The organism is Actinomyces sp. oral taxon 175 str. F0384 (assembly GCF_000223355.1).
Classification (GTDB): domain Bacteria; phylum Actinomycetota; class Actinomycetes; order Actinomycetales; family Actinomycetaceae; genus Actinomyces; species Actinomyces oris.
Genome location: NZ_AFUR01000001.1, coordinates 1,345,780 through 1,365,736, shown reverse-complemented (window position 1 = coordinate 1,365,736; position 19,957 = coordinate 1,345,780). Strand labels below are relative to the sequence as shown.

14 protein-coding genes are annotated in these 19,957 nt (G+C 68.0%); 12 read left to right on the top strand and 2 right to left on the bottom strand.

Annotated elements, in window-relative coordinates; genetic code table 11:
- Positions 1 to 71 precede the first annotated feature (71 nt).
- The 4 genes from secD to HMPREF9058_RS05680 all read left to right on the top strand — a co-directional run bounded on the left by secD (position 72) and on the right by HMPREF9058_RS05680 (position 6,258).
- Positions 72 to 2,135 (top strand): protein translocase subunit SecD, encoded by a 2,064-nt coding sequence (gene secD, locus HMPREF9058_RS05695; protein ID WP_009405658.1) that lies wholly within the window; start codon positions 72 to 74, stop codon positions 2,133 to 2,135.
- Entirely contained in the window at positions 2,132 to 3,235 is a 1,104-nt protein-coding gene (secF, locus tag HMPREF9058_RS05690) for a protein translocase subunit SecF (RefSeq protein ID WP_009405661.1), read from the top strand. Before secD ends, secF begins: the two co-directional genes overlap by 4 nt.
- Positions 3,232 to 3,789: an adenine phosphoribosyltransferase gene (locus HMPREF9058_RS05685; RefSeq protein WP_004564814.1), complete on the top strand. Its 558-nt coding sequence runs from the start codon at positions 3,232 to 3,234 to the stop codon at positions 3,787 to 3,789. The genes secF and HMPREF9058_RS05685 overlap by 4 nt, the downstream gene beginning before the upstream one ends.
- A 144-nt stretch (positions 3,790 to 3,933) precedes the next feature.
- Complete coding sequence (locus HMPREF9058_RS05680; RefSeq protein ID WP_009747358.1) at positions 3,934 to 6,258, top strand: bifunctional (p)ppGpp synthetase/guanosine-3',5'-bis(diphosphate) 3'-pyrophosphohydrolase; 2,325 nt, start codon at positions 3,934 to 3,936, stop codon at positions 6,256 to 6,258.
- Between the two features lie 812 nt (positions 6,259 to 7,070).
- On the opposite strand, the gene HMPREF9058_RS05675 is transcribed toward HMPREF9058_RS05680, so the two are convergent.
- Positions 7,071 to 7,664 carry a hypothetical protein gene (locus HMPREF9058_RS05675; RefSeq protein ID WP_004564816.1) on the bottom strand — a complete coding sequence of 198 codons (594 nt, stop codon included), beginning with the start codon at positions 7,662 to 7,664 and terminating at the stop codon, positions 7,071 to 7,073.
- 170 nt (positions 7,665 to 7,834) lie between these two features.
- On the opposite strand from HMPREF9058_RS05675, the gene HMPREF9058_RS05670 reads away from it, so the two are divergent.
- Positions 7,835 to 8,707 carry a MerR family transcriptional regulator gene (locus HMPREF9058_RS05670; RefSeq protein WP_009747464.1) on the top strand — a complete coding sequence of 291 codons (873 nt, stop codon included), beginning with the start codon at positions 7,835 to 7,837 and terminating at the stop codon, positions 8,705 to 8,707.
- A 118-nt stretch (positions 8,708 to 8,825) separates the two neighbouring features.
- Here the strand turns inward: HMPREF9058_RS05670 and HMPREF9058_RS05665 are convergent, their stop codons facing one another.
- Positions 8,826 to 10,535: a DUF349 domain-containing protein gene (locus HMPREF9058_RS05665; RefSeq protein ID WP_043537659.1), complete on the bottom strand. Its 1,710-nt coding sequence runs from the start codon at positions 10,533 to 10,535 to the stop codon at positions 8,826 to 8,828.
- A 292-nt stretch (positions 10,536 to 10,827) separates the two neighbouring features.
- Between HMPREF9058_RS05665 and HMPREF9058_RS05660 the strand changes: the two genes are divergently transcribed.
- From HMPREF9058_RS05660 to HMPREF9058_RS05630, 7 genes are all read left to right on the top strand, one after another.
- Positions 10,828 to 12,441, top strand: coding sequence for an ABC-F family ATP-binding cassette domain-containing protein (locus HMPREF9058_RS05660; protein ID WP_009747633.1), 1,614 nt, complete (start codon positions 10,828 to 10,830; stop codon positions 12,439 to 12,441).
- A gap of 80 nt (positions 12,442 to 12,521) precedes the next feature.
- Entirely contained in the window at positions 12,522 to 13,337 is an 816-nt protein-coding gene (locus HMPREF9058_RS05655) for an MBL fold metallo-hydrolase (RefSeq protein WP_004564820.1), read from the top strand.
- Between the two features lie 51 nt (positions 13,338 to 13,388).
- Positions 13,389 to 14,834, top strand: a complete 1,446-nt coding sequence (gene hisS, locus HMPREF9058_RS05650) for a histidine--tRNA ligase (RefSeq protein ID WP_009406394.1) — start codon at positions 13,389 to 13,391, stop codon at positions 14,832 to 14,834.
- Positions 14,831 to 16,627, top strand: a complete 1,797-nt coding sequence (locus tag HMPREF9058_RS05645) for a dynamin family protein (protein WP_009406150.1) — start codon at positions 14,831 to 14,833, stop codon at positions 16,625 to 16,627. The genes hisS and HMPREF9058_RS05645 overlap by 4 nt, the downstream gene beginning before the upstream one ends.
- Positions 16,624 to 18,318, top strand: coding sequence for a GTPase (locus HMPREF9058_RS05640; protein ID WP_009405569.1), 1,695 nt, complete (start codon positions 16,624 to 16,626; stop codon positions 18,316 to 18,318). Before HMPREF9058_RS05645 ends, HMPREF9058_RS05640 begins: the two co-directional genes overlap by 4 nt.
- A gap of 84 nt (positions 18,319 to 18,402) precedes the next feature.
- Positions 18,403 to 19,032: a CopG family transcriptional regulator gene (locus HMPREF9058_RS05635; protein WP_009406392.1), complete on the top strand. Its 630-nt coding sequence runs from the start codon at positions 18,403 to 18,405 to the stop codon at positions 19,030 to 19,032.
- A gap of 114 nt (positions 19,033 to 19,146) precedes the next feature.
- Entirely contained in the window at positions 19,147 to 19,881 is a 735-nt protein-coding gene (locus HMPREF9058_RS05630; RefSeq protein WP_009405753.1) for a DUF4097 family beta strand repeat-containing protein, read from the top strand.
- Positions 19,882 to 19,957 lie beyond the last annotated feature (76 nt).

Below are 19,957 nucleotides of genomic sequence, written 5' to 3'. Positions count from 1 at the left end.
CATCCCTACCCACACTCACCTCAGCCTTCGGGCCATGTGCTCGAGCACACTCCACTCCAGGAAGGGACCACGTGTCCAGTAAGCAGCGAAAGCGCCCAGGGCGCCGCCTCCTGATGTTCATCCTCGTCCTCGTCATCGGTTTCGGTGCGCTCGTGGCGGGAAGCATGAGGCACAAGGCCTCGCTCACCCCCGGCCTCGCCCTCGATCTGGAGGGCGGGACCCAGCTCATCCTGACGCCCACCACCTCCGACGGCTCGGCGATCAGTGACAACGACGTCGAGCAGGCCATCGAGGTGATCCGCCAGCGCGTGGACGCCTCCGGTGTCTCCGAGGCGCAGATCTCCCGCCAGGGCGGTCAGAACATCGTGGTCTCGCTGCCGGGTAAGCCCAGCCAGGCCACCCTGGAGCTGGTGCGCACCTCGGCCGTCATGTACTTCCGCCCGGTCCTGCGCATCCTGCCGGGCAGCGCCCAGCAGGCCGCCAAGAACATCGCCAGCCAGAACCCCTCTGGTGGGCCGACCCCGGCGCAGGCGGCTCAGCCCAGCCCGAGTGCCGGCAGTGAGGCGACTCAGCCGGCGGCGGACTCCGAAGGCGCCGAGGAGGGCTCGGGCGACGGCGAGCAGGCGGCCGCGACCCCGGCCCCCACCGCGCAGCCCACGGCCCAGTCGACGGCACAGCCCAGGACTCCCGAGGAGATCGCCAAGCAGCTGGCGGATGTCAACCAGGATGGGGTGATCTCCTCCGACCCGCTCCCCGCTCAGGACAAGACGAACTCGTCGGACTCCTGGATCACCGAGAAGCTCCTCTACGACGGCTACATGACCGACTGCTCCGACCCGAAGAACCTCACCGGTCAGACGCAGGACCCCAAGGTCGCCGTCATCTCCTGCTCCAAGGAGGCCGGCTCCCAGCACCAAGGCGCCTACATCCTCGGCCCGGCCGAGATCACCGGCACCGAGCTCAAGAGCGCCAACTCGGGCCTGGAGACCGACTCCCGAGGACAGGCCACCCAGCAGTGGGTCGTCTCGCTGGCCTTCAACGCCGACGGCACCAAGAAGTTCGCCGAGCTGTCCAAGCGGCTGCTGGCCTACCGCGACCAGGCCAGTGCCGCCGGTGCCCAGGGGGCTCAAGGCGCTCAGAACCAGGACAGCCAAGCCAAGGCCCAGTTCGCCATCGTCCTGGACGGCCTGACCATCATGGCCTCCGGCTTCAACGAGACCGTCCACTCGCCGATCACCGACGGACGGGTCCAGATCACCGGTGGCTTCAGCCAGAACCAGGCCAACACGCTGGCCAACCAGCTCTCCTTCGGCTCGCTGCCGCTGAGCTTCACGGTGCAGTCCGAGCAGCAGATCTCCGCCACCTTGGGAACCGAGCAGCTGCGCAACGGCCTGATCGCCGGACTCATCGGCTTCGCCCTCATCATCCTCTACCTGGCCTGGCAGTACCGCGGCCTGGCGGTGGTGGCTGTGGCCTCCTTGGTGGTGGCAGCAGCCGGCACCTACCTGGTCATCGCGGCACTGAGCGCGACCATGGGGTACCGCCTGTCCCTGGCGGGGGTGGCCGGACTCATCATCTCCATCGGCATCACAGTCGACTCCTTCATCATCTACTTCGAGCGCGTCCGTGACGAGGTGCGTCAGGGACGGACCCTGAGGACCGCGATCGATGAGGGATGGAAGCACGCCAGGCGCACGATCCTCGTCTCCGACGCCGTCAACCTCGTGGCCGCGATCGTCCTGTACTTCCTGGCCGTCGGCGGAGTGCAGGGATTCGCCTTCACCCTGGGGGTGACCACGTGCGTGGACCTGGCCATCATCATCCTGTTCACCCACCCGATGATGGAGTGGATCGTCCGATTCCGCTTCTTCGGCGAGGGGCACCGCCTCTCCGGCCTCGACCCCGAGCACCTCGGGGCGACGTCCTCGACCTACGGCAAGGGGCGCGAGGCCGTCGCCGACCGCGTGACCGGGTCGCTGGCGCGCCGCAAGGCCGAGGCCCGCAGGAACGCCGAGAGCCCGGAGGGCGCGGCTGAGGAGTCCGACGGCGAGACCGCCGACGACGATGCTGAGCAGCAGGAAGGTGATGCGGTCGATGCCGCGGCCGACAAGGGAAAGGACGGTGAGACGAAGTGAAGTCTCTCGCCACGCTCGGTAACGAGCTCTACTCGGCCAAGACATCCATCCCTTTCGTCGGCAAACGGAAGATCTGGTATCTCATCGCCGTCGTCATCATTCTTGGCTCGGCCACGCTCCTGGGCACTGTGGGCCTGACTCCGGGCATCGACTTCAAGGGCGGTTCGGAGATCACCGTCACGGGGCTGTCCTCCCCCTCAGAGCGTCCTGCCAACGAGGTCCTCTCCAAGAGCGACCTGGCGGCCGGCTCCTCGGTGACGACCATGGGGTCGTCGTCGGTGAGGGTGCAGACCTCTGAGCTGAGCAAGCAGCGTCTCGACTCGCTGGCCGGTCAGCTCGCCACCGCCTACAAGACCGACGCCTCCAATGTCTCAGCGACGACCGTGGGACCGACCTGGTCCTCCGATGTCACGAAGAAGGCGGTTCGAGGACTGGTCCTGTTCTTCATCTTCGTCGGACTGCTCATCTGGGCGTACTTCCGCACCTGGAAGATGGCGGCGGCGGCCCTGCTCGCCCTGTGCCACGACATCATCGTCACCGTGGGCATCTACGCCCTGTCCGGATTCGAGGTCACCCCGGCCACGATCATCGGTGTGCTGACGATTCTGGGCTACTCCCTCTACGACACGGTGGTGGTCTTCGACAAGATCCGTGAGAACACCGAGGACTTCGAGTCCCAGAGCCGATCCACCTACGCCGAGCTGGCGAACCTGGCGGTCAACCAGACCTTCATCCGCTCGATCAACACCTCCGTGGTCGGCGTGCTCCCGGTGGCCTCGCTGCTGTTCGTCGGCGCCTTCATCCTGGGGGCGGGAACGCTGCGCGACATCGCCCTGACGCTGTTCATCGGCATGATCGCCGGAACCCTGTCCTCGATCTTCCTGGCCACCCCCCTCCTGGTGGACCTGCGCTCACGTGAGAAGCGCATTAAGGAGCAGGCCGCCAAGGTCGCCGCGGCGCGCCAGCACCGTCGGGACGAGGCCGGTGACGACGCCGAGGAACTGGCTAAGATTGACGCGGCTCCGGCCGCCTCACCAGTCACTCCCGGCCACCACCTCGGCGTGGCGGCTCAGCCAAAGAGGAAGAAGAAGCGCAGATGACCGCTCCCGTGGCCCATTCCGAGTCGGTGCCCGAGTCTCTGACCAGGCTGGTCATGAGCCACTTGCGAGAGATTCCCGACTTCCCCGAGCCGGGGGTCCTCTTCCGGGACATCACTCCGCTCCTGGCCGATGGGCAGGCCTTCGCCGCTCTCGTCGAGGGGCTGGCCGATCACTACCGGGGCCGGATCGATGCGATCGCGGGGCTCGAGTCGCGCGGCTTCATCCTGGCGGCGCCCTTGGCGGTTCGGCTCGGGGTCGGCATGATTACGGTGCGCAAGGGCGGCAAGCTGCCCGGCCCGGTCATCGGTGTGGACTACGCACTCGAGTACGGCACGGCCCGGATGGAGCTGAGGCCCGAGACCGTCACCAAGGGTGCGCGTGTCCTGGTCATCGACGACGTGCTGGCCACCGGTGGGACGGCTGCCGCCTCCATCTCCCTCATTGAGCAGGCCGGCGCCACGGTGGAGGCCATCTGCATGCTGCTGGAGCTGTCTGATCTGGGCGGTCGCCGCCAGCTCCAGGGGCGTGAGGTCGACTCGATCGTCATCTTCTGAGGCGGCTGCTCGTCGCAGGCCTGCTGCTCGACGGGTAGCCGGGGCTGTTTCTCGTGCGGTGTCGTGATCCTGAAGGACGCGACACCGCACGGTCACCGGCAGTGCCGGCACGCCTCGGTGTGCCGGCCGCTATATGATGCGTCAATGACGGAGACGAAGAACACCCCGGACACGTCAGGTGACAGTGTTGTCCCCGGCTCGCGCGTGCGCAGCCGACTGGCGTGGTTCGGCTCCCGGGGACACTCCACACCGGCGGCCATCGAGCCGCTGCTGCGCGCGGTGCGCGCCAACCACCCCAAGGCCGACACGAGCCTCATCGTGCGCGCCTACGAAGTGGCGGAGAAGGCTCACTCCGGTCAGCGACGCAAGTCGGGGGAGCCCTACATCACCCACCCGGTGGCAGTGGCAACCATCCTGGCCGAGCTGGGAATGACGGCCCAGACGCTGGCGGCTGCCGTCCTGCACGACACCGTGGAGGACACCGACTACACCCTCGAGCGTCTGCGCGCCGACTTCGGCGACGAGATCAGCCTGCTCGTCGACGGCGTCACCAAGCTCGACAAGCTCCAGTACGGTGAGGCCGCCCAGGCCGAGACGGTGCGCAAGATGATTATCGCGATGTCCAAGGACATTCGGGTCCTGGTCATCAAGCTCGGCGACCGCCTTCACAACGCCCGCACCTGGAAGTACGTCTCCGCGGAGAACGCCGCCCGCAAGGCCAAGGAGACCCTGGAGATCTATGCGCCCCTGGCCCACCGCCTGGGGATGAATACGATCAAGTGGGAGCTGGAGGACCGGTCCTTCAAGGCCCTCTACCCGGGCGTGTACGAGGAGATCGAGCACATGGTGGCCGAGCGGGCCCCGGCTCGTGAGGAGTACCTGCGCCAGGTCCGACTCCAGATCGAGGAGGACCTGAGGGTCAACAAGATCAAGGGCGCCGTGACCGGACGGCCCAAGCACTACTACTCGATCTACCAGAAGATGATCGTGCGGGGGAAGGACTTCGACGATATCTACGACCTGGTGGCGCTGCGAGTCATCGTCGACACCGTCCAGGACTGCTACGCGGTGCTCGGCTCCCTGCACTCGCGCTGGACCCCCATGAGCGGGCGCTTCAAGGACTACATCGCCGTCCCCAAGTTCAACCTCTACCAGTCGCTGCACACGACTGTCGTCGGGCCGGGTGGCAAGCCGGTGGAGATTCAGATCCGCACCCACGAGATGCACCGCATGGCCGAGTACGGCGTGGCCGCGCACTGGCGCTACAAGGAGGACCCCAACGCCTCGGGCCCCAGCGCCCTGGGGGGCAGGCCCGGAGACTCCGACCAGGGCGACATGGGCTGGCTGCGTCAGCTCGTCGACTGGCAGAAGGAGACCCAGGACCCCACCGAGTTCCTTGACGCCCTGCGCTACGAGATGGCCGGGGACCAGGTCTACGTCTTCACCCCCCGGGGTGATGTCCTCGCACTGCCGGCGGGAGCCACCCCGGTGGACTTCGCCTACGCCGTCCACACCGAGGTCGGCCACCGCACCGTGGGCGCACGCGTCAACAGCCGACTGGTGCCCCTGGACACGCGTCTGGAGAACGGTGACACGGTGGAGGTCTTCACCTCCAAGGCCATCAACGCCGGACCCTCGCGCGACTGGCTCTCCTTCGTCGCCTCCACCCGGGCCCGCAACAAGATACGTTCGTGGTTCTCCAAGGAGCGTCGTGAGGAGGCCATCGAGGAGGGCAAGGGCGCCATCGCCCGCACCCTGCGCAAGCAGAACCTTCCCCTGCAGCGCCTCATGAGCCACGAGACCCTCATGAACGTGGCCAAGACCCTCGACAAGGTCGACATTGACGGCCTGTACGCCGCGGTGGGTGAGGGACACGTGTCGGCCCAGCACGTCGTCGACACCCTGGTGGCCACCATGGGCGGGGAGGACGGCGCCGAGGAGACCCTCGCAGAGGGGATCCTGCCCACTCGGGCCACGACGCACCGCCGGCCGCGTACGGCCGACGCCGGAGTCGTCGTCGCCGGTATGGATGAGGGCGACGTCTACGTCAAGCTGGCGCGCTGCTGCACCCCCATGCCGGGTGATCCCATCGTCGGCTTCATCACCCGCGGTTCGGGTGTCTCAGTGCACCGGGCCGACTGCCAGAACGTCGAACAGCTCCAGCGCGAGCCCGAGCGCCTCATCACCGTCTCCTGGGCGGATCACGCCCAGTCGGCCTACCTGGTCCAGGTGGAGGTCGAGGCCCTGGACCGCGGGGGCCTGCTCGCCGACATCACCCGAGCGCTGGCAGACAGCCACGTCAACCTGGTGAGCGCCTCCATCGCCACGAGCCGTGACCGGGTCGTCACCGGGCGGTTCGTCGTCGAGCTGGCCGAGGTCGGGCACCTGGACCACACGCTGGCGGCCCTGCGGCGCATCGACGGCGTCTTCGAGGCGCGCAGAAGCCTGTCCACGACACGTCGTCGATGAAGAGGAATGGGGGCGAGTGGGTGCCACGTGACTACTGATCGTTACGTGACATTCAGTCTGACACTATGGACTCTTCGTAAATAGGAGTCTCCAGAGCCATCTGCAACTGCCTCCATCACGGCAAGCTGGTCGAATCCATCCAGCAAGGATGGCCAACGATTATTGCGAAGGCGAAAGGCGATGACTGATGTCACATGCTCCCCACGGTAATCTTTGGGTGAGAATTTGATCTTGCGTCGATCGGAAGAGTGTATGACAAGGTTTCGGGTCTGCCGCCGAGTAATTGAGTAATTATATGAGTATGCTGTTATGTCTCCAAAATCGATTCGAGTTGTTCCGGCAAGGAAGGAGCGTTTCTTGATGAATCCTGGCCCGACCTCGACGTAGTTCACGAATGTTTGGAAGGCTACTCCAGCTCCTAAAGTGATAAGGATGAAGGCGCACACGAGCCATATGGTAGCGACGCCGGCGTCATCGTCAGAAAATGAAGGGGTGACCCATCGCCTGCAGCCGAGCCAGAGGCAGGCCAGGCCGATGAGTAACACCCCTCCGCCGCCGAGCAACTGATGCTGTGGTGGTCTTGATCGTGCAACGCCATTTTCTGACATGTGGAGCCTGTCACTCGTTCAAAGTGGTCCAATCTCAACCTCATGAGGATGGCGAGTATCATAGCACGGCCGAAAGGGAATGGAATAACAACATGAGTTTCTTCTGCTGGGGGCCATGAACAGCGTCACCGAGGGCTTCATGAAGGCTTTGGCTGGTGCTTACGGTGGTGACTCGAATCAATGTCTTCGAGAATGTGTCGCTGTTTACTGGCGGAATGCGACGGACTCGATGATGTGCTGCGCCCGCGGGCAGCCTCTGCTGGCAGCCCCGCGACAGTGATTGAGCGTGAGCAGGAGACGGACTCGGCTCACTCCGTGGTTGCGGGCGGTCAGGATGGCTTGCACAGCCTGCACCGGTGTCCCCAGACGAGCGATGTCGACGGCGGCTCGGGCGATCGTGGCGCAGGTGATACCCCCGATCACGGTCGTGTCGCAGTGAGGCAGCCGACCTCGTTTAGTCACCAGGTAGGGCAGTCGACTCCGACGACCTCCGGGCAGGCTCACCTCCAGGGAGTCGGGTGGGGGCCCACCGACGTGCACCCACAGGGCAGTGCTCGCCAGAAGCACACCTCGGCAGGGCAGCGCAGCGGCAATGGCCCGCATACGTCCCTCGGCCGAGCGCAGCGTGTCGGCCGGTTGCAAGTTGCCCAGAATGTTGACCAACAGCCGGGCATCGAGGCTGGCGCACCTGAGCACCTCCATGTCCTGAGGCGGAAGCGTGCCCAGAACCGGGGTCAGCGGGCGGGCGGACAGATGGGCCACGGCGGCGTGGCCGGGTACCGGGACAAAACGAGCCATATGCCATCGTGGACGTCAACCGGCCGCGGGCGCCACAGTGAACCGGCCGCCTGTGGATAACCTCGTGGTGACCGTGAGGAGTTGACCCTCACGCGGCGGGAGGCTCCACGGTGGATGACACGCGCCCGGACACGTGCCAGGTGGAGCCAGTACTGAGGAAGGAGACTACGGTGAAGGACTCTCAACACCGTCATGCTGGAGCTGAAAGGCCTGGCACGACAGCCGAGGCCACGGTCGATGCCGTGTCGGACGATGCTGACATCGCCATGACGGTCGGTGAGGTCTCAACGCTCCTGGGCGTCAGCGTCAGGGCGCTGCATCACTGGGACGAGTCCGGCCTGGTGCATCCCTCCCAGCGCAGTGCCGCCGGATACCGGCTCTACAGCGAGGCGGACATCATGCGCATCCAGCAGGTCCTCGTCTACCGGCAGACCGGCATGAGCCTGGCCGACATCAAGGCAGTCCTTGACGAGCCGGGCGCCGATGCACTGACGCACCTGCGCCGTCAGCGCGAACTGGTGCAAGGACAGATCTCCCACCTCCAGCACAAGCTCAGCTCCATCGACATGGTGATCGATATACATCAGTTGGGAGCGAGGATCTCCGTGGCTGAGATGGCGGAGATCTGGGGGACCGACTGGGACCCCGTCTATGTCGAGGAGGCCCGCGCCCGGTGGGGTGATACACCGGAGTGGGCCGAGTCCTACCAACGCAAGGCTCGGATGTCTCGCGCCGACTGGGTGCAGGCGCACGAGGAGACCGTCGCTCTGGAGACCGCGCTTGCCGAGGCGATGCGCAACGGCGTCGAACCGGGCAGCCCCGAGGCCAATGCCCTGGCGCGGTGGCACCGCAAGGACTTCAACCGGTGGTTCGAGGTCTCCACCTCCAAGCAGGTGCTCATCGCCCGCGGCTACGTGGCGGACGAACGCTACGCCCGGTACTACGACAAGCGCGCGCCGGGCCTGGCGGCCTGGCTCAAGGACGTCATCGACGCCTGCGCCAGGTCCGAGGGAGTGGATCCAGAAACCGCCACCTGGGAATAGCAGATCGCCCGACCAGGGCCACCAGGACGAGACACGAGGCGGGGCCGACACCGGTGGGTGGTGTCGGCCCCGCCTCAGGTGCTCCTTCAGTCTCAGAGCTGAGCGGAAGGTGCTCGGCTCAGGCCTTGGCTGAGCGCAGTACCTGCTCGAGCCAGGCCCGGCGAGCCGTCAGCGCGGCCTCGGCCTCGGCGATCTTCTTGGCGTCACCGGCGGCCTGGGCGGCTGCCAGGTCCTTCTCCAGACCGGCGATCGCGTCCTGGAGCTGACCGGCCAGGCCCTCGGCGCGGGCCTTGGTCTCCGGATCGGTGCGGCGCCACTCGGCGTTCTCGGCCTCACGGATCGCGTCCTCGACGGCGCGCATGCGGCCCTCAATGCGACGCACGGCGCCGCGCGGGACCCGCCCGGCCTCCTCCCAGGCGTCCTGAATGGGGCGCAGGGCCTTCTTGGCGGCCTTGATGTCCTTGATGGGCAGGAGCGCCTCGGCCTTGGCCACCAGCGCCTCCTTGACCTTGAGGTTCTCGGCGAACTCGGCGTCGACGGCCTCGTCCTTGGCACGGCGGGCGTCGTAGAAGACCTGCTGGGCGGCCCGGAAACGGGCCCACAGGGCGTCGTCCTCCTTGCGGGAGGCGCGTCCGGCCTTCTTCCACTCGGCCAGCAGGTCACGGTACTTCGCGGAGGTGCCGGCCCAGTCGGTGGAGGTCTGCATCTCCTCGGCGCGCTTGATGAGCGCTTCCTTGGCGGCCCGCACCTGCGCCTGCTTGGCGTCCAGCTCGCTGAAGAACTGGCGGCGGTGACGGTCGAAGGTGGTGCGCGCGTGGGAGAAGCGCTTCCACAGCCCGTCCTCGGTGGGACGGTCCAGGCGCGGCCCGCGCCGCTGTGCGGCCTTCCAGGACTCGAGCAGCTCACGCAGCTCGGCGCCGGAGTTCTTCCACTGCGTGCGGGCCGGGTCCTGTTCGGCGATAGCCTCAGCGCGCTCGACGATCGCCGTGCGCTCCTTGAGAGCCTGCTCCTTGGCGGCCTGGCGTTCGGCGGAGACGGCCTCGCGTCGCTCGGCGGCCACGGTCTTGAGCGCGGCGAAACGGGCCCGCAGTCCCTCCAGGTCGCCGACGGCGGCCGGCTCGGTGAGGGACTCGGAGATCGAGGACAGGGTCGAGTCGATCTCTCGGACGCTGAGCTGGGGCAGGCGGGTGGCGAACAGGTCGATGGTCGCCTTGAGGTCCAGGTAGCGGCGCACGTAGAAGGCCATGGCCTCGGCGATCGGGGCATCGGGGAACTGGCCGACCTCGCGCTCGGCGCCACCGTCCTGGACGTAGACCCGGCCCTCACCGTCCACGCGTCCCCACTTGGCGGCGTCCATGGCCTCCTGCGGGTCGACGGCCGGCTCGGCAGGTGCCGCAGGCGCCGCTGCCGGGGCGGGAACCTCGGCCGGGGTCGGCGTGGCGTCCTCGGAGGTGGTCTCGGTGGCCTGAACCTTCTCGGTCGGCTGCTCGGTCTGGGCAGGCTCCTCGGAGGCGGGAGACGCCGGCTCGTCAGAGGACGCCGCTGTGGACTGCTCGACGGGTTCCGCGGGCTCGCCGGGCTCGGGCTCCTTGGAGGACTCGACGTCGGCATGTGTCTGCGGGGTGCTGGTCTGCGTTGACGCAACGGCCTCGGCCGCGGGATCGGCGGGGGAGGCGTCGGCCGTTGGTGCCTGCTCCGTCGGGCTGGGCGCTGCCGACTCGTTCAGGTCGGTCGGCTGGATGGTCTGCTCAGTGTCTGACTGGCTATCAGGCTGGTTGTCAGACCGGTTGTCGGGCTGGTTCCGCTCAGTCACGGGATGCTCCTTCATGGTTGACGGGGAGGGAGCGGCGTGACCGCTCCGTTCCGTTCGCGCCCGGCTCTCAAGCCGGGTGGTGGTGAGGTGCCGTCGGAGGACGGCAGTGTCGAAAGTCTACGTTCCCGCTGGCTCCATTCACCATCCTTCGTCCCACTGATTTCCGTTGATTCGTTGAGCGCCGGTGCCCCTCACGAGCGGGCCAGTGTCGGTTGCCCCACCTCGTCGACGGCTGGCGCTGTTAGCATGTGACCATGCTCGCGTGACTCGCCCCTGTGCCCCCACCGCCTCATGCCAAGGACGAGTCATGCCTGCGATCAGTTTCTCCCATGTCAGCTTCTCCTACACCTCCGCCCCCTTGCTGGAGAGCATCAACCTCACGGTCTCCGACGACGAACGCGTCTGCGTCGTCGGCCCCAACGGATCGGGGAAGTCCACGCTCCTGCGCCTGGCCACCGGTGAGCTGTCGCCTGACCAGGGGACTGTCAGCATTCCCGAGCAGCCTGGCCCGCAGGCGGCCGACTTGGAGGAGGCGACCGCCACGTCGATCGAGGGCTATCTCGACGCCGTCTGCGCTGAGACTCTGGACGCGCTTGATCGTTTCGAGCGCATGGGCGAGGCCATCGCCCATGCCGGAGCTGAAACCGGCTCCCTCGCCGAGGATTACGACGTGTTACTGACCCGGCTCGAGTCGCTCGACGCCTGGAACCTGCCGGCTCGACGGGCTGAGGCGCTCGCCGGGCTGGGACTGGGACGCGTGGATACAGGCCGCCTTGTCTCCTCTCTGTCGCCGGGCCAACGGGGGAGGCTGGAGATCGCGGCTCTGCTTCTTTCAGCCGGTCAGGCGCTGGTGCTCGACGAGCCCACCAACCACCTGGATGCCGGTAGCAGTAGCTACCTGAGCGAGATGATGGTGTCATGGCCCGGACCGGTCCTGTTCTCCTCTCACGATCGTGCCTTCATTGACGAGGTGGCCACCGCCGTCGTCGACCTGGACACAGCGCCGTGGCAGGCACTCGCCATCGCCTCCGGGGACAGCGGCCCCATGGGTGCCTACCGGTGCGCGGGGCGATACAGCGACTACCTCGTGGAGAAGGCGCACGCCAGGTCGTCCCACCGCAGTCTTCACCAGCGTCAGCAGGAGCAGCGGCGCAAGCTCGTGCGTCACCGTCGCGACTCCGAGATCGTTGGGCACAGCGGGGCAGCGCCCCGGACCGAGGCCCGCATAGCCCGGAAGTTCTACGCCGACCGCGCCCAGCGGGTCTCCACCCGGCGCCAGACGCAGGACGACCGCCGGCTGGAGGCGCTCGCCAGTACCGAGGTGCGCAGGCCCCGCTCCTACGACCTGCAGCTGGGCCTGAGTGAACCGGCGCCGCGAACAGGGATGGCGGTCTCGGCCCGGTCAGCTGCCGTACCCGGGCGCCTTGCACCGGTCACGGTCGATGTCATGGCAGGCGAGCACCTGCTGGTCACCGGTGCCAATGGGAGCGGCAAGTCCACGCTTCTGGCCTGGATGGGGAGACGGTCAGCACCCACGGAGGACTCCGTCGGCAGCCTCACGGTATCTGGTTCAGTGCTCCGGATACCCCAGCACCTGCCGAAACTCGGCGACCCTGGGATGGATGAGAGTGTGTGGACCGAGGGGATTGGGGACAGCGGCCGGGGCGCACTGCACCCGCGCCTGTGGAACCGTCCCGTCAGCGAGCTCTCCGACGGTAACCAGCGCCGCGTTCAGCTGGCCCTGGCCGCTGCTGCTGGGCCTGAGGTGCTTGTCGTCGACGAGCCCACGAACTACCTGGACCTGGACGCCCTCGAGATGCTCGAGGCCGCTCTGAGGACATGGACGGGCACGCTCATCGTCGCCAGCCACGACCGCTGGCTCATTGAGCACTGGTGGGGGCGGCGGCTCCACCTTCGGTGAGCCAGCCGGGTCATGCGGACCGGAGCAGTTCTTTTATCCGTATCGTCACTGTTCCCAGACGACCCAAGTAGGGTGGGGGCATGATCTTGGAGCGCACCATCGCACCCGTGTTCGCCGCCAACTGCTACGTCCTGGCCGCAGGTCCGGGCGAACCCGCCCTCGTCGTCGACCCCGGAGCCGGTGCCGCCCGCGGCGCCCTGGCCCTGCTTCGCTCCCATCGGCTCACCCTGAGCGCCATCCTGCTCACCCACGGTCACGCCGACCACGTGTGGGACAGCCAGGCGCTCATCGAGGCCGCCCACGCCGAGGGCCTGCTCACCAGTGACGACGCCGTGGACGTGCCGGTCTACATCCCCGAGCGCGACCGCTACCGGCTCGAGGAGCCCGACATCACCACCGGTATCAGCGCCAACGGCATGACCTTCACCGACATGGCCGGCAGCGAGTGGAAGCAGCCCGCCGACATCCGTCTCTTCCCGGGAGACGGCTTCTCCCAGGCCATCGAGCTGGCCCCCGGTATCGCGCTGCGCGCGGTCCCCGCCCCGGGCCACTCGGAGGGCTCCACGCTGTTCTTCTTCGAGGCCCGCCTGGCCGACAACGCCTTACTCTACGAGGCCGAGGTCATCGATGACGACCCTGCCGTCGCCGACGAGGAGCACTCCTACCTCATGGCCCTCGACGGCGACGTCATCTTCAAGGGCTCCGTCGGACGCACCGATCTGCCCGGCGGGGACCAGGTGCAGATGCTCGCCACCCTGCGCTTCCTGGCCAACGCCGTCGACCCGGCCACCATCCTGCTGCCCGGGCACGGCGCAGTGACCACCATGGAGCACGAGCACCACGGCAACCCCTACCTCGCCGAGGCCAAGATCCGTGGGGGAGACCTCAAGGCCTGATGGCGCCAGGGCCCGACGGCGACGCGCAGGCTCACTGCTCGTCATGACACAATGCGGACCATGGCACAGGTACGACAAGCTCTCTCCTCACTGTCCGGCTTCCCCGAGTGGCTCCCCGCGGGCCACATCGTCGAGCAGCACTTCGTCGACATCCTGCGCCGCACCTTCGAGCTCCACGGCTTCAGCGGCATCCAGACCCGCGCCGTCGAGCCGCTGAGCGAGCTGACGAAGAAGGGAGAGACCTCCAAGGAGGTCTACCTGCTCAGCCGCCTTCAGGCCGATCCCGCCGACGCCGAGTCCGAGACGGATCCGCGCAAGCAGCTGGGGCTCCACTTCGACCTGACCGTCCCCTTCGCCCGCTACGTCGTGGACAATGCCGGGCTGCTGACCTTCCCGTTCAAGCGCTACCAGATCCAGAAGGTCTGGCGCGGGGAACGGCCCCAGGAGGGACGCTTCCGCGAGTTCATCCAGGCCGATATCGACATCGTCGGTGACGGCGCCCTGCCGCTCCACCACGACGTCGAGGTCCCCCTCATCATGCACGAGGCGCTCAGCGCCCTGCCGGTGCCCGCGGTCACCATCCACGTCTCCAACCGTAAGGTCGCCCAGGGCTTCTACCAGTCGATCGGCATTGACACCGACCGGCTCATCGAGGTCCTGCGCGTGGTCGACAAGCTCGACAAGATCGGTCCCGAGAAGGTGGCCGCCGAGCTCACCCAGAGCGTCGGCACCACCGCGCAGCAGGCGGCACAGGCCCTCAGGCTCGCCACCATCACCGGCACCGATGGTCAGGACGTCTCCGATCAGGTCCTGCGGGCGCTGGCCGGCGCCGAGCCCACCGAGCTCCTCATCGAGGGCCTGGCCGAGCTGACCGCCCTGCTCGAGGCCACTGGACGGCGCCGCCCCGGCGCCGTCATCGCCGACCTCAAGATCGCTCGCGGACTGGACTACTACACCGGCACCGTCTACGAGTCCTTCATGGCAGGCCACGAGGATCTGGGCTCAGTGTGCTCCGGGGGCCGCTACGACTCCCTGGCCACCAACGGCAAGCGCACCTTCCCCGGTGTGGGCATCTCCATCGGCCTGTCCCGGCTCCTGGCCCGCGTCATCGGCGAGGGCCTGGTGCAGGTCAGTCGAGCCGTGCCCACGACGGTGCTCGTGGCCGTCACCGACGAGGCCCACCGCTGCGCCTCCGACGCCGTCGCCGATGCGCTGCGCGCCCGCGGCATCAGCGCTGACGTGGCCCCCAGCGCCGCCAAGTTCGGTAAGCAGATCAAGGCCGCGGACAAGCGTTCCATTCCCTTCGTCTGGTTCCCCGGTTCTGAGGGGGCCCCCGACTCGGTCAAGGACATCCGCTCCGGTGAGCAGGTCGAGGCCGACGCCGCCACCTGGCAGCCGCCCGCCGAGGATGCCGCCCCACGGATCACCGTCAGCCCGGCTGCGGCCTGCTCCCCGGCCGATGGCCAGGACGGCTGCGAGGTCGACTCAGCCTCATGACCACGAGCCGGAGCGAGTCCAGCAGCACGCACCACGTCCAGCAGGCGACCATGGCGCTGTCCGCCCTCCGGGACAGCCTGACGGCCCTGTCCATGCCCTATGTCCTTCAGGGAACCGCCGCCGCCTCGGACAAGGCCACGCTCATCCGCGACCAGCTCGGTGACTACGTCCTTCCCCGCCTGGCCAGCCTGGACGCACCACTGCTGGCCGTGGTGGGCGGCTCGACCGGGGCCGGCAAGTCGACCCTCGTGTCCTCGCTCGTTCGCCGGCACGTGGCCAGGGCCTCGGCGATCCGCCCCACCACGCGCCGCCCCCTGCTGCTGCACGCACCGACCGACGCCGCCTGGTTCGACACCGACCGGGTCCTGGGGTCTCTGTCGCGCATGCGCTTGGACGCCGACGCACCGGCGAGCCCGGCCACCGACCACACGCCCAGAGAGCTCGAGCTGCGGGACTGCGAGGGGCTGCCCGAGGGACTGGCGATCGTGGACGCACCCGATGTCGACTCCGTGGTCGAGGACAACCGGGACCTGGCTGCCACGCTCCTGGCAGGGGCGGACCTGTGGATCTTCGTCACCACGGCGGCCCGCTACGCCGACGCCGTCCCCTGGGAGCACCTGCGGGCCGCGGCCGAGCGGCACATCACGGCCGCCATCGTCCTGGACCGCGTACCGCAGGGCGCGCAGAGCGAGGTGGAGGCAGACCTACGGCGTCGGCTCACGGAGGCCGGCCTGGCCGAGGCGCCCGTCTTCACGATTCCCGAGACCGCTCTGGACGATGACGGCTTCCTGCCCGAGTCCTGCGTCTCGCCGCTGCGCCAGTGGTTGGGGGCGCTGGCCTCCGACGCGGCTGCTCGCCAGGACGTCGCGCACCGCAGTCTGACCGGCGCCATTGGTTCCCTCCTGACGCAGAGCGAGCTGCTCGCCGTCGAGCTGGCCTCCCAGGAGGCCGAGCACGCCGAGCTGCGGCGAGCAGCCACCTCCGAGCACGATGACGCTCTCGAGCGCGTCATCGAGGCCACCGAGGACGGCTCCATGCTGCATGGCGAGGTGCTGGCCCGCTGGCAGGAGTTCGTGGGCACCGGAGACCTGTTCCGGTCCTTGGAGGTGCAGGTGGGGCGGGTCCGCGACCGCGTCACGTCGCTTCTGCGGGGACGTCCGGCGCCGGCCAAGCGCGTCGAGCAGGCGATCGGCTCCTCCTTGGTTGAGCTCCTGGTCGCCGAGTCCCAACGGGCCTGCCTGGCCACGGAACGCTCCTGGAGACGGGCCGGAACCTCCCAGCAGGCGCTCAACCGGGCTCTGGCGGAGGTGCCCAGTCAGACCGGCCTGGAGGTTGTCGCCGCGGCCCTCGTCCACGACTGGCAGCGTCAGGTTCTCACGCTCGTTCGATCCGAGGGGTCCGACAAACGGCTCACCGCCCGCCTGCTGTCCCTGGGGGTCAACGGCGCCGGAGTCGTTCTCATGATTCTCGTCTTCGCTCACACCGGTGGACTGACCGGGGGAGAGGTGGGGATCGCGGGAGGTACCGCCATCCTGGCTCAGCGTGTCCTGGAGGCCGTTTTCGGGGACCAGGCAATGCGCGGCATGACCAAGCGGGCCCGGGAGGACCTCAGCGAGCGTGCCACGGCTCTGTTCGCCAACCAGGCGAAGTGCTTCACCGACGCTCTTCCGCTGCCCACCCCGAGCGCGGACACGCTGCGAGAACAGCTTCGGGCCTGCCAGGAGGCGGCCACGTCCTTGCGCGTCCTGCCGGCTGCCCGCGGTCGCCGTACGGCCGGGAGGAGGGTCAGGTGACCACCGACTGCTCCGAGGCGTTTGACCTGCCTCAGGTTCTTGAGGACCTGGCCAGGGCGGTCGACCTGGGCGAGCAGCTCGGTCTGCGCGAAGAGCTCACCCAGGCCCGGGACGTCCTCACGCAGGCCTCCCACCGACGGCGTCTGGCGCCGCAGACCACGGTGGCGGCCCTTCTCGGGGCGACCGGGTCGGGCAAGTCCAGCCTCACCAACGCCATGGCCGGCTCCGAGGTGTCCCGAACCGCCCGCACCCGCCCGACGACGACCCAGCCCCTCGCCGTCGTCCCGGACACGGCCGCTGAGGCCACTGAGCTGCTGGACTGGCTCTCCATCAACCACAGAGTGCGCGTCGACGGCGGCTGGGCCCTGGGCGAGACGACGGTGCTGGTCGATCTTCCCGACATCGACTCTGACGAACCCGCGCACCGGGCCATCGCCGAGCGCATGGCGGGCAAGGTCGACGTCCTGGTGTGGGTCCTCGATCCGGAGAAGTACGCCGATGGCGTCGTTCATCGCGACTTCCTCATCCCTATGGCGGCGCACGCCGAGGTCATGGTGGTCGCCCTCAACCAGGTGGATCGGCTCGACCCCGAGAGCCGGGACGCAGTGCTCGCCGACCTCAGAAGGATCCTGGACCGAGAAGGTCTTGGAGCCGTCTCAGTGATTGCCGTCAGCGCCCGCACCGGACAGGGCGTAGAGACCCTGGCACGCACCGTGGCCTCGGTCGCCTCGAACAGGCTGGCCAGTGCGCGAAGCCTTGCCGCCCACGCCCGGCGCGCAGCCAGTGAGCTGGGCGAGCGCACGGGGCTCATCGCTCCATCCGGCCGTGGTGCGCCAACACCGGGCCCGGCCGCTCAGCAGGAGCCGCAGGTACGTCATTCCCTCACTGCCCTGCGGCAGGCGGCCGCGAGCCTCGCCGGGGTCGACGTCGTCTCACAGGCGGTTGAAGGATCGGACCGTCACCGGGCCCGCACCCGAGTCGGCTGGTTCTGGCTGCGGTGGATCGGACACCTCAGACGCGATCCGCTTCGAGCCCTTCACCTGGGGACCGGGCGTCCGCCGGCCCCGAAGTCTGCAGACGCGGAACGATCCGACGGCGCCACGGGCTCCGGCGTCATCGACCTGACCTCCCTGCCCCCCGCAGGACCTGCCGCAACGGGCAGGCTGCGCAGCAGTGCTCACGTCTACGCCGTGGCGGCCTGCTCCGCCCTGCCCGGTGACCTGGCCGCTCAGGCCGTTCTGCGCAGCGACGAGCGCGCCGAGAGGCTTGCCGAGCCTCTGGAACTGGCTGTGGCCCAGGTGGACTACGGGACGTGGAAGCGCCCGGTCTGGTGGAAAGCTGCGAACGTACTGCAGTGGGTGACCGCACTGGCTGCGCTCATCGGCGGGTTGTGGCTGGTGGCCATCCACGTGCTGGAGGACTACCTCCTGCTCATCAGCATCGACGTTCCGCGCTGGGGGGCAGTCCCCTGGCCCACCGTCCTCCTGCTCGGAGGCCTGCTGATCGGACTGGTCCTGGCGGGTCTGGGGACGTTCCTGGCCGGCCTTCAGGCCAGGCGTCACCGCAGGCGGATCGTCGAGCGCTTGCGCCGGGCCACCGACGAGGTCGTGAACGCCGAGCTCATCGAGCCGCTCAGGGCCGAAACACATGGATGGGTGGAGCTCGCGCGGATTCTGGAGCGAATCGCCTAATGTGACACCATCATGTTCCGATTTGACATCAACTTGACATCAAATTCTCTTGGCTGGGGTGGCTAGTGGTGTCATCATGGTGTCATGCATGTGGATGCCTACACCGAGACCCTGCGTCGTACCCTCGTGGAGACCTCGTCCCTGGGTGACGACCGGACCCAGGACGTGGCCCGCTCCCTGGCGGCTGCACTCGATCCGGCGCTGCGCCTCGTCGCCCTGCAGATGCTCACGGATACCGCAGATGAGCTCAACGGCGAGCTCGACGGGGCTCATGTCGCCGTTGTGATGGACGGTGCGACGCCCCACCTTCTGGTGACCCAGGCTGATCGGTCTGATGAGCGGGAGCAGGACCACGTGACGGGCCCGGACCGCCATGCCGAGACTCCGGTGCACGCAGCACCTGAGGTGGAGGAGGGCCCGGAGGTTCGCACAACGCTACGCCTGCCCGAGTCACTCAAGCAGCAGATTGATGCCGCCGCCCGGGTGCAGGGACGTTCGGTCAACGCCTGGCTCGTGGAAGCGGCTCGAGGTGCGCTGTCGGAACAGTCGTCCGCGTCGGGCTCCCAGCGCCCGCCGAGCACGAGCACCGGGAACGACGGGGCGGGGTCTGATCGCTCTGCGAGTGGCTCCGACGGTGGACGCCCCACCGACTGGCGTGCCGGACCGGCGCAGCACCGGAGCTCGGGGGCGACGCTCACCGGCTGGTTCGGCTGACCCCGTACCAGCGCGCCGTCGTGCCACTGATCTCACCTGATCCCAATGACTCACCCGCTGGATGACCACATCGTGGCGGTCCGCGCAGATACCTGGAACCTGAGGAGACCACCCATGCCGATCTGGACCTTCGACCTTCCCGACGACGTTCAGCCGAGCCTCGTCCTGGATCTGTCTACCCTGAGCGTGGTGACTGCGCCTGGGACGGGAAGCGCGATCACCGTCGAGGCCGATGAGAGCCTGAACCCCCTCCTGGACGTCACCGCCGACGGGGCCAAGGTGAGCATCCGCCAGATCGCTCTCGTGGGACGTGAACGATTCGCTGGCATCTGGCCGTGGGGCCCGCAGACATCTCGAGTTCGGGTCACGGTGCCGCACGGCACGCACCTGGATGCCCGCCTCGATGCCGGATCGATCAGCGCTGAGCACTCCTGGGAGCACGTGCAGATCCGGACCTCGGCAGGATCGATCCGGCTGGGCGACTGCATGAGTGCGCAGGTGCACGCCGACGCCGGCTCCATCGTCATCGGCGCCCTGCATGAGGGGAGCGTGCGGGCCCAAGCCGGTTCTGTGCGCATCCGCTCGACCTCCGGCACAGTGTCTGCCCACACGGAGGCCGGCTCGGTCAAGATCGTCGAGGCCCGTGAAGGAACCTTGGATCTGTCCAGCGAGATGGGAACCGTGTCGGTGGGAGTGCCCGAGGGAACCGCGGTCCTGGCCGACTGCCACTCCGACTTCGGTCGAGTCGCCACCGACCTGCCGCGCCAGGAGCACCCCGATGCCCTCGAACGACGCCTCGAGCTGCGGGCCCGCACCCAGATGGGGACCGTGCGGGTGCGCAGGGCCTGAGCACCCACCCATGCGACGACCAGATGGCGGAGTAGGGGAAGAGTAGCGGGGGCGGCAACACATGTTGCCGCCCCCA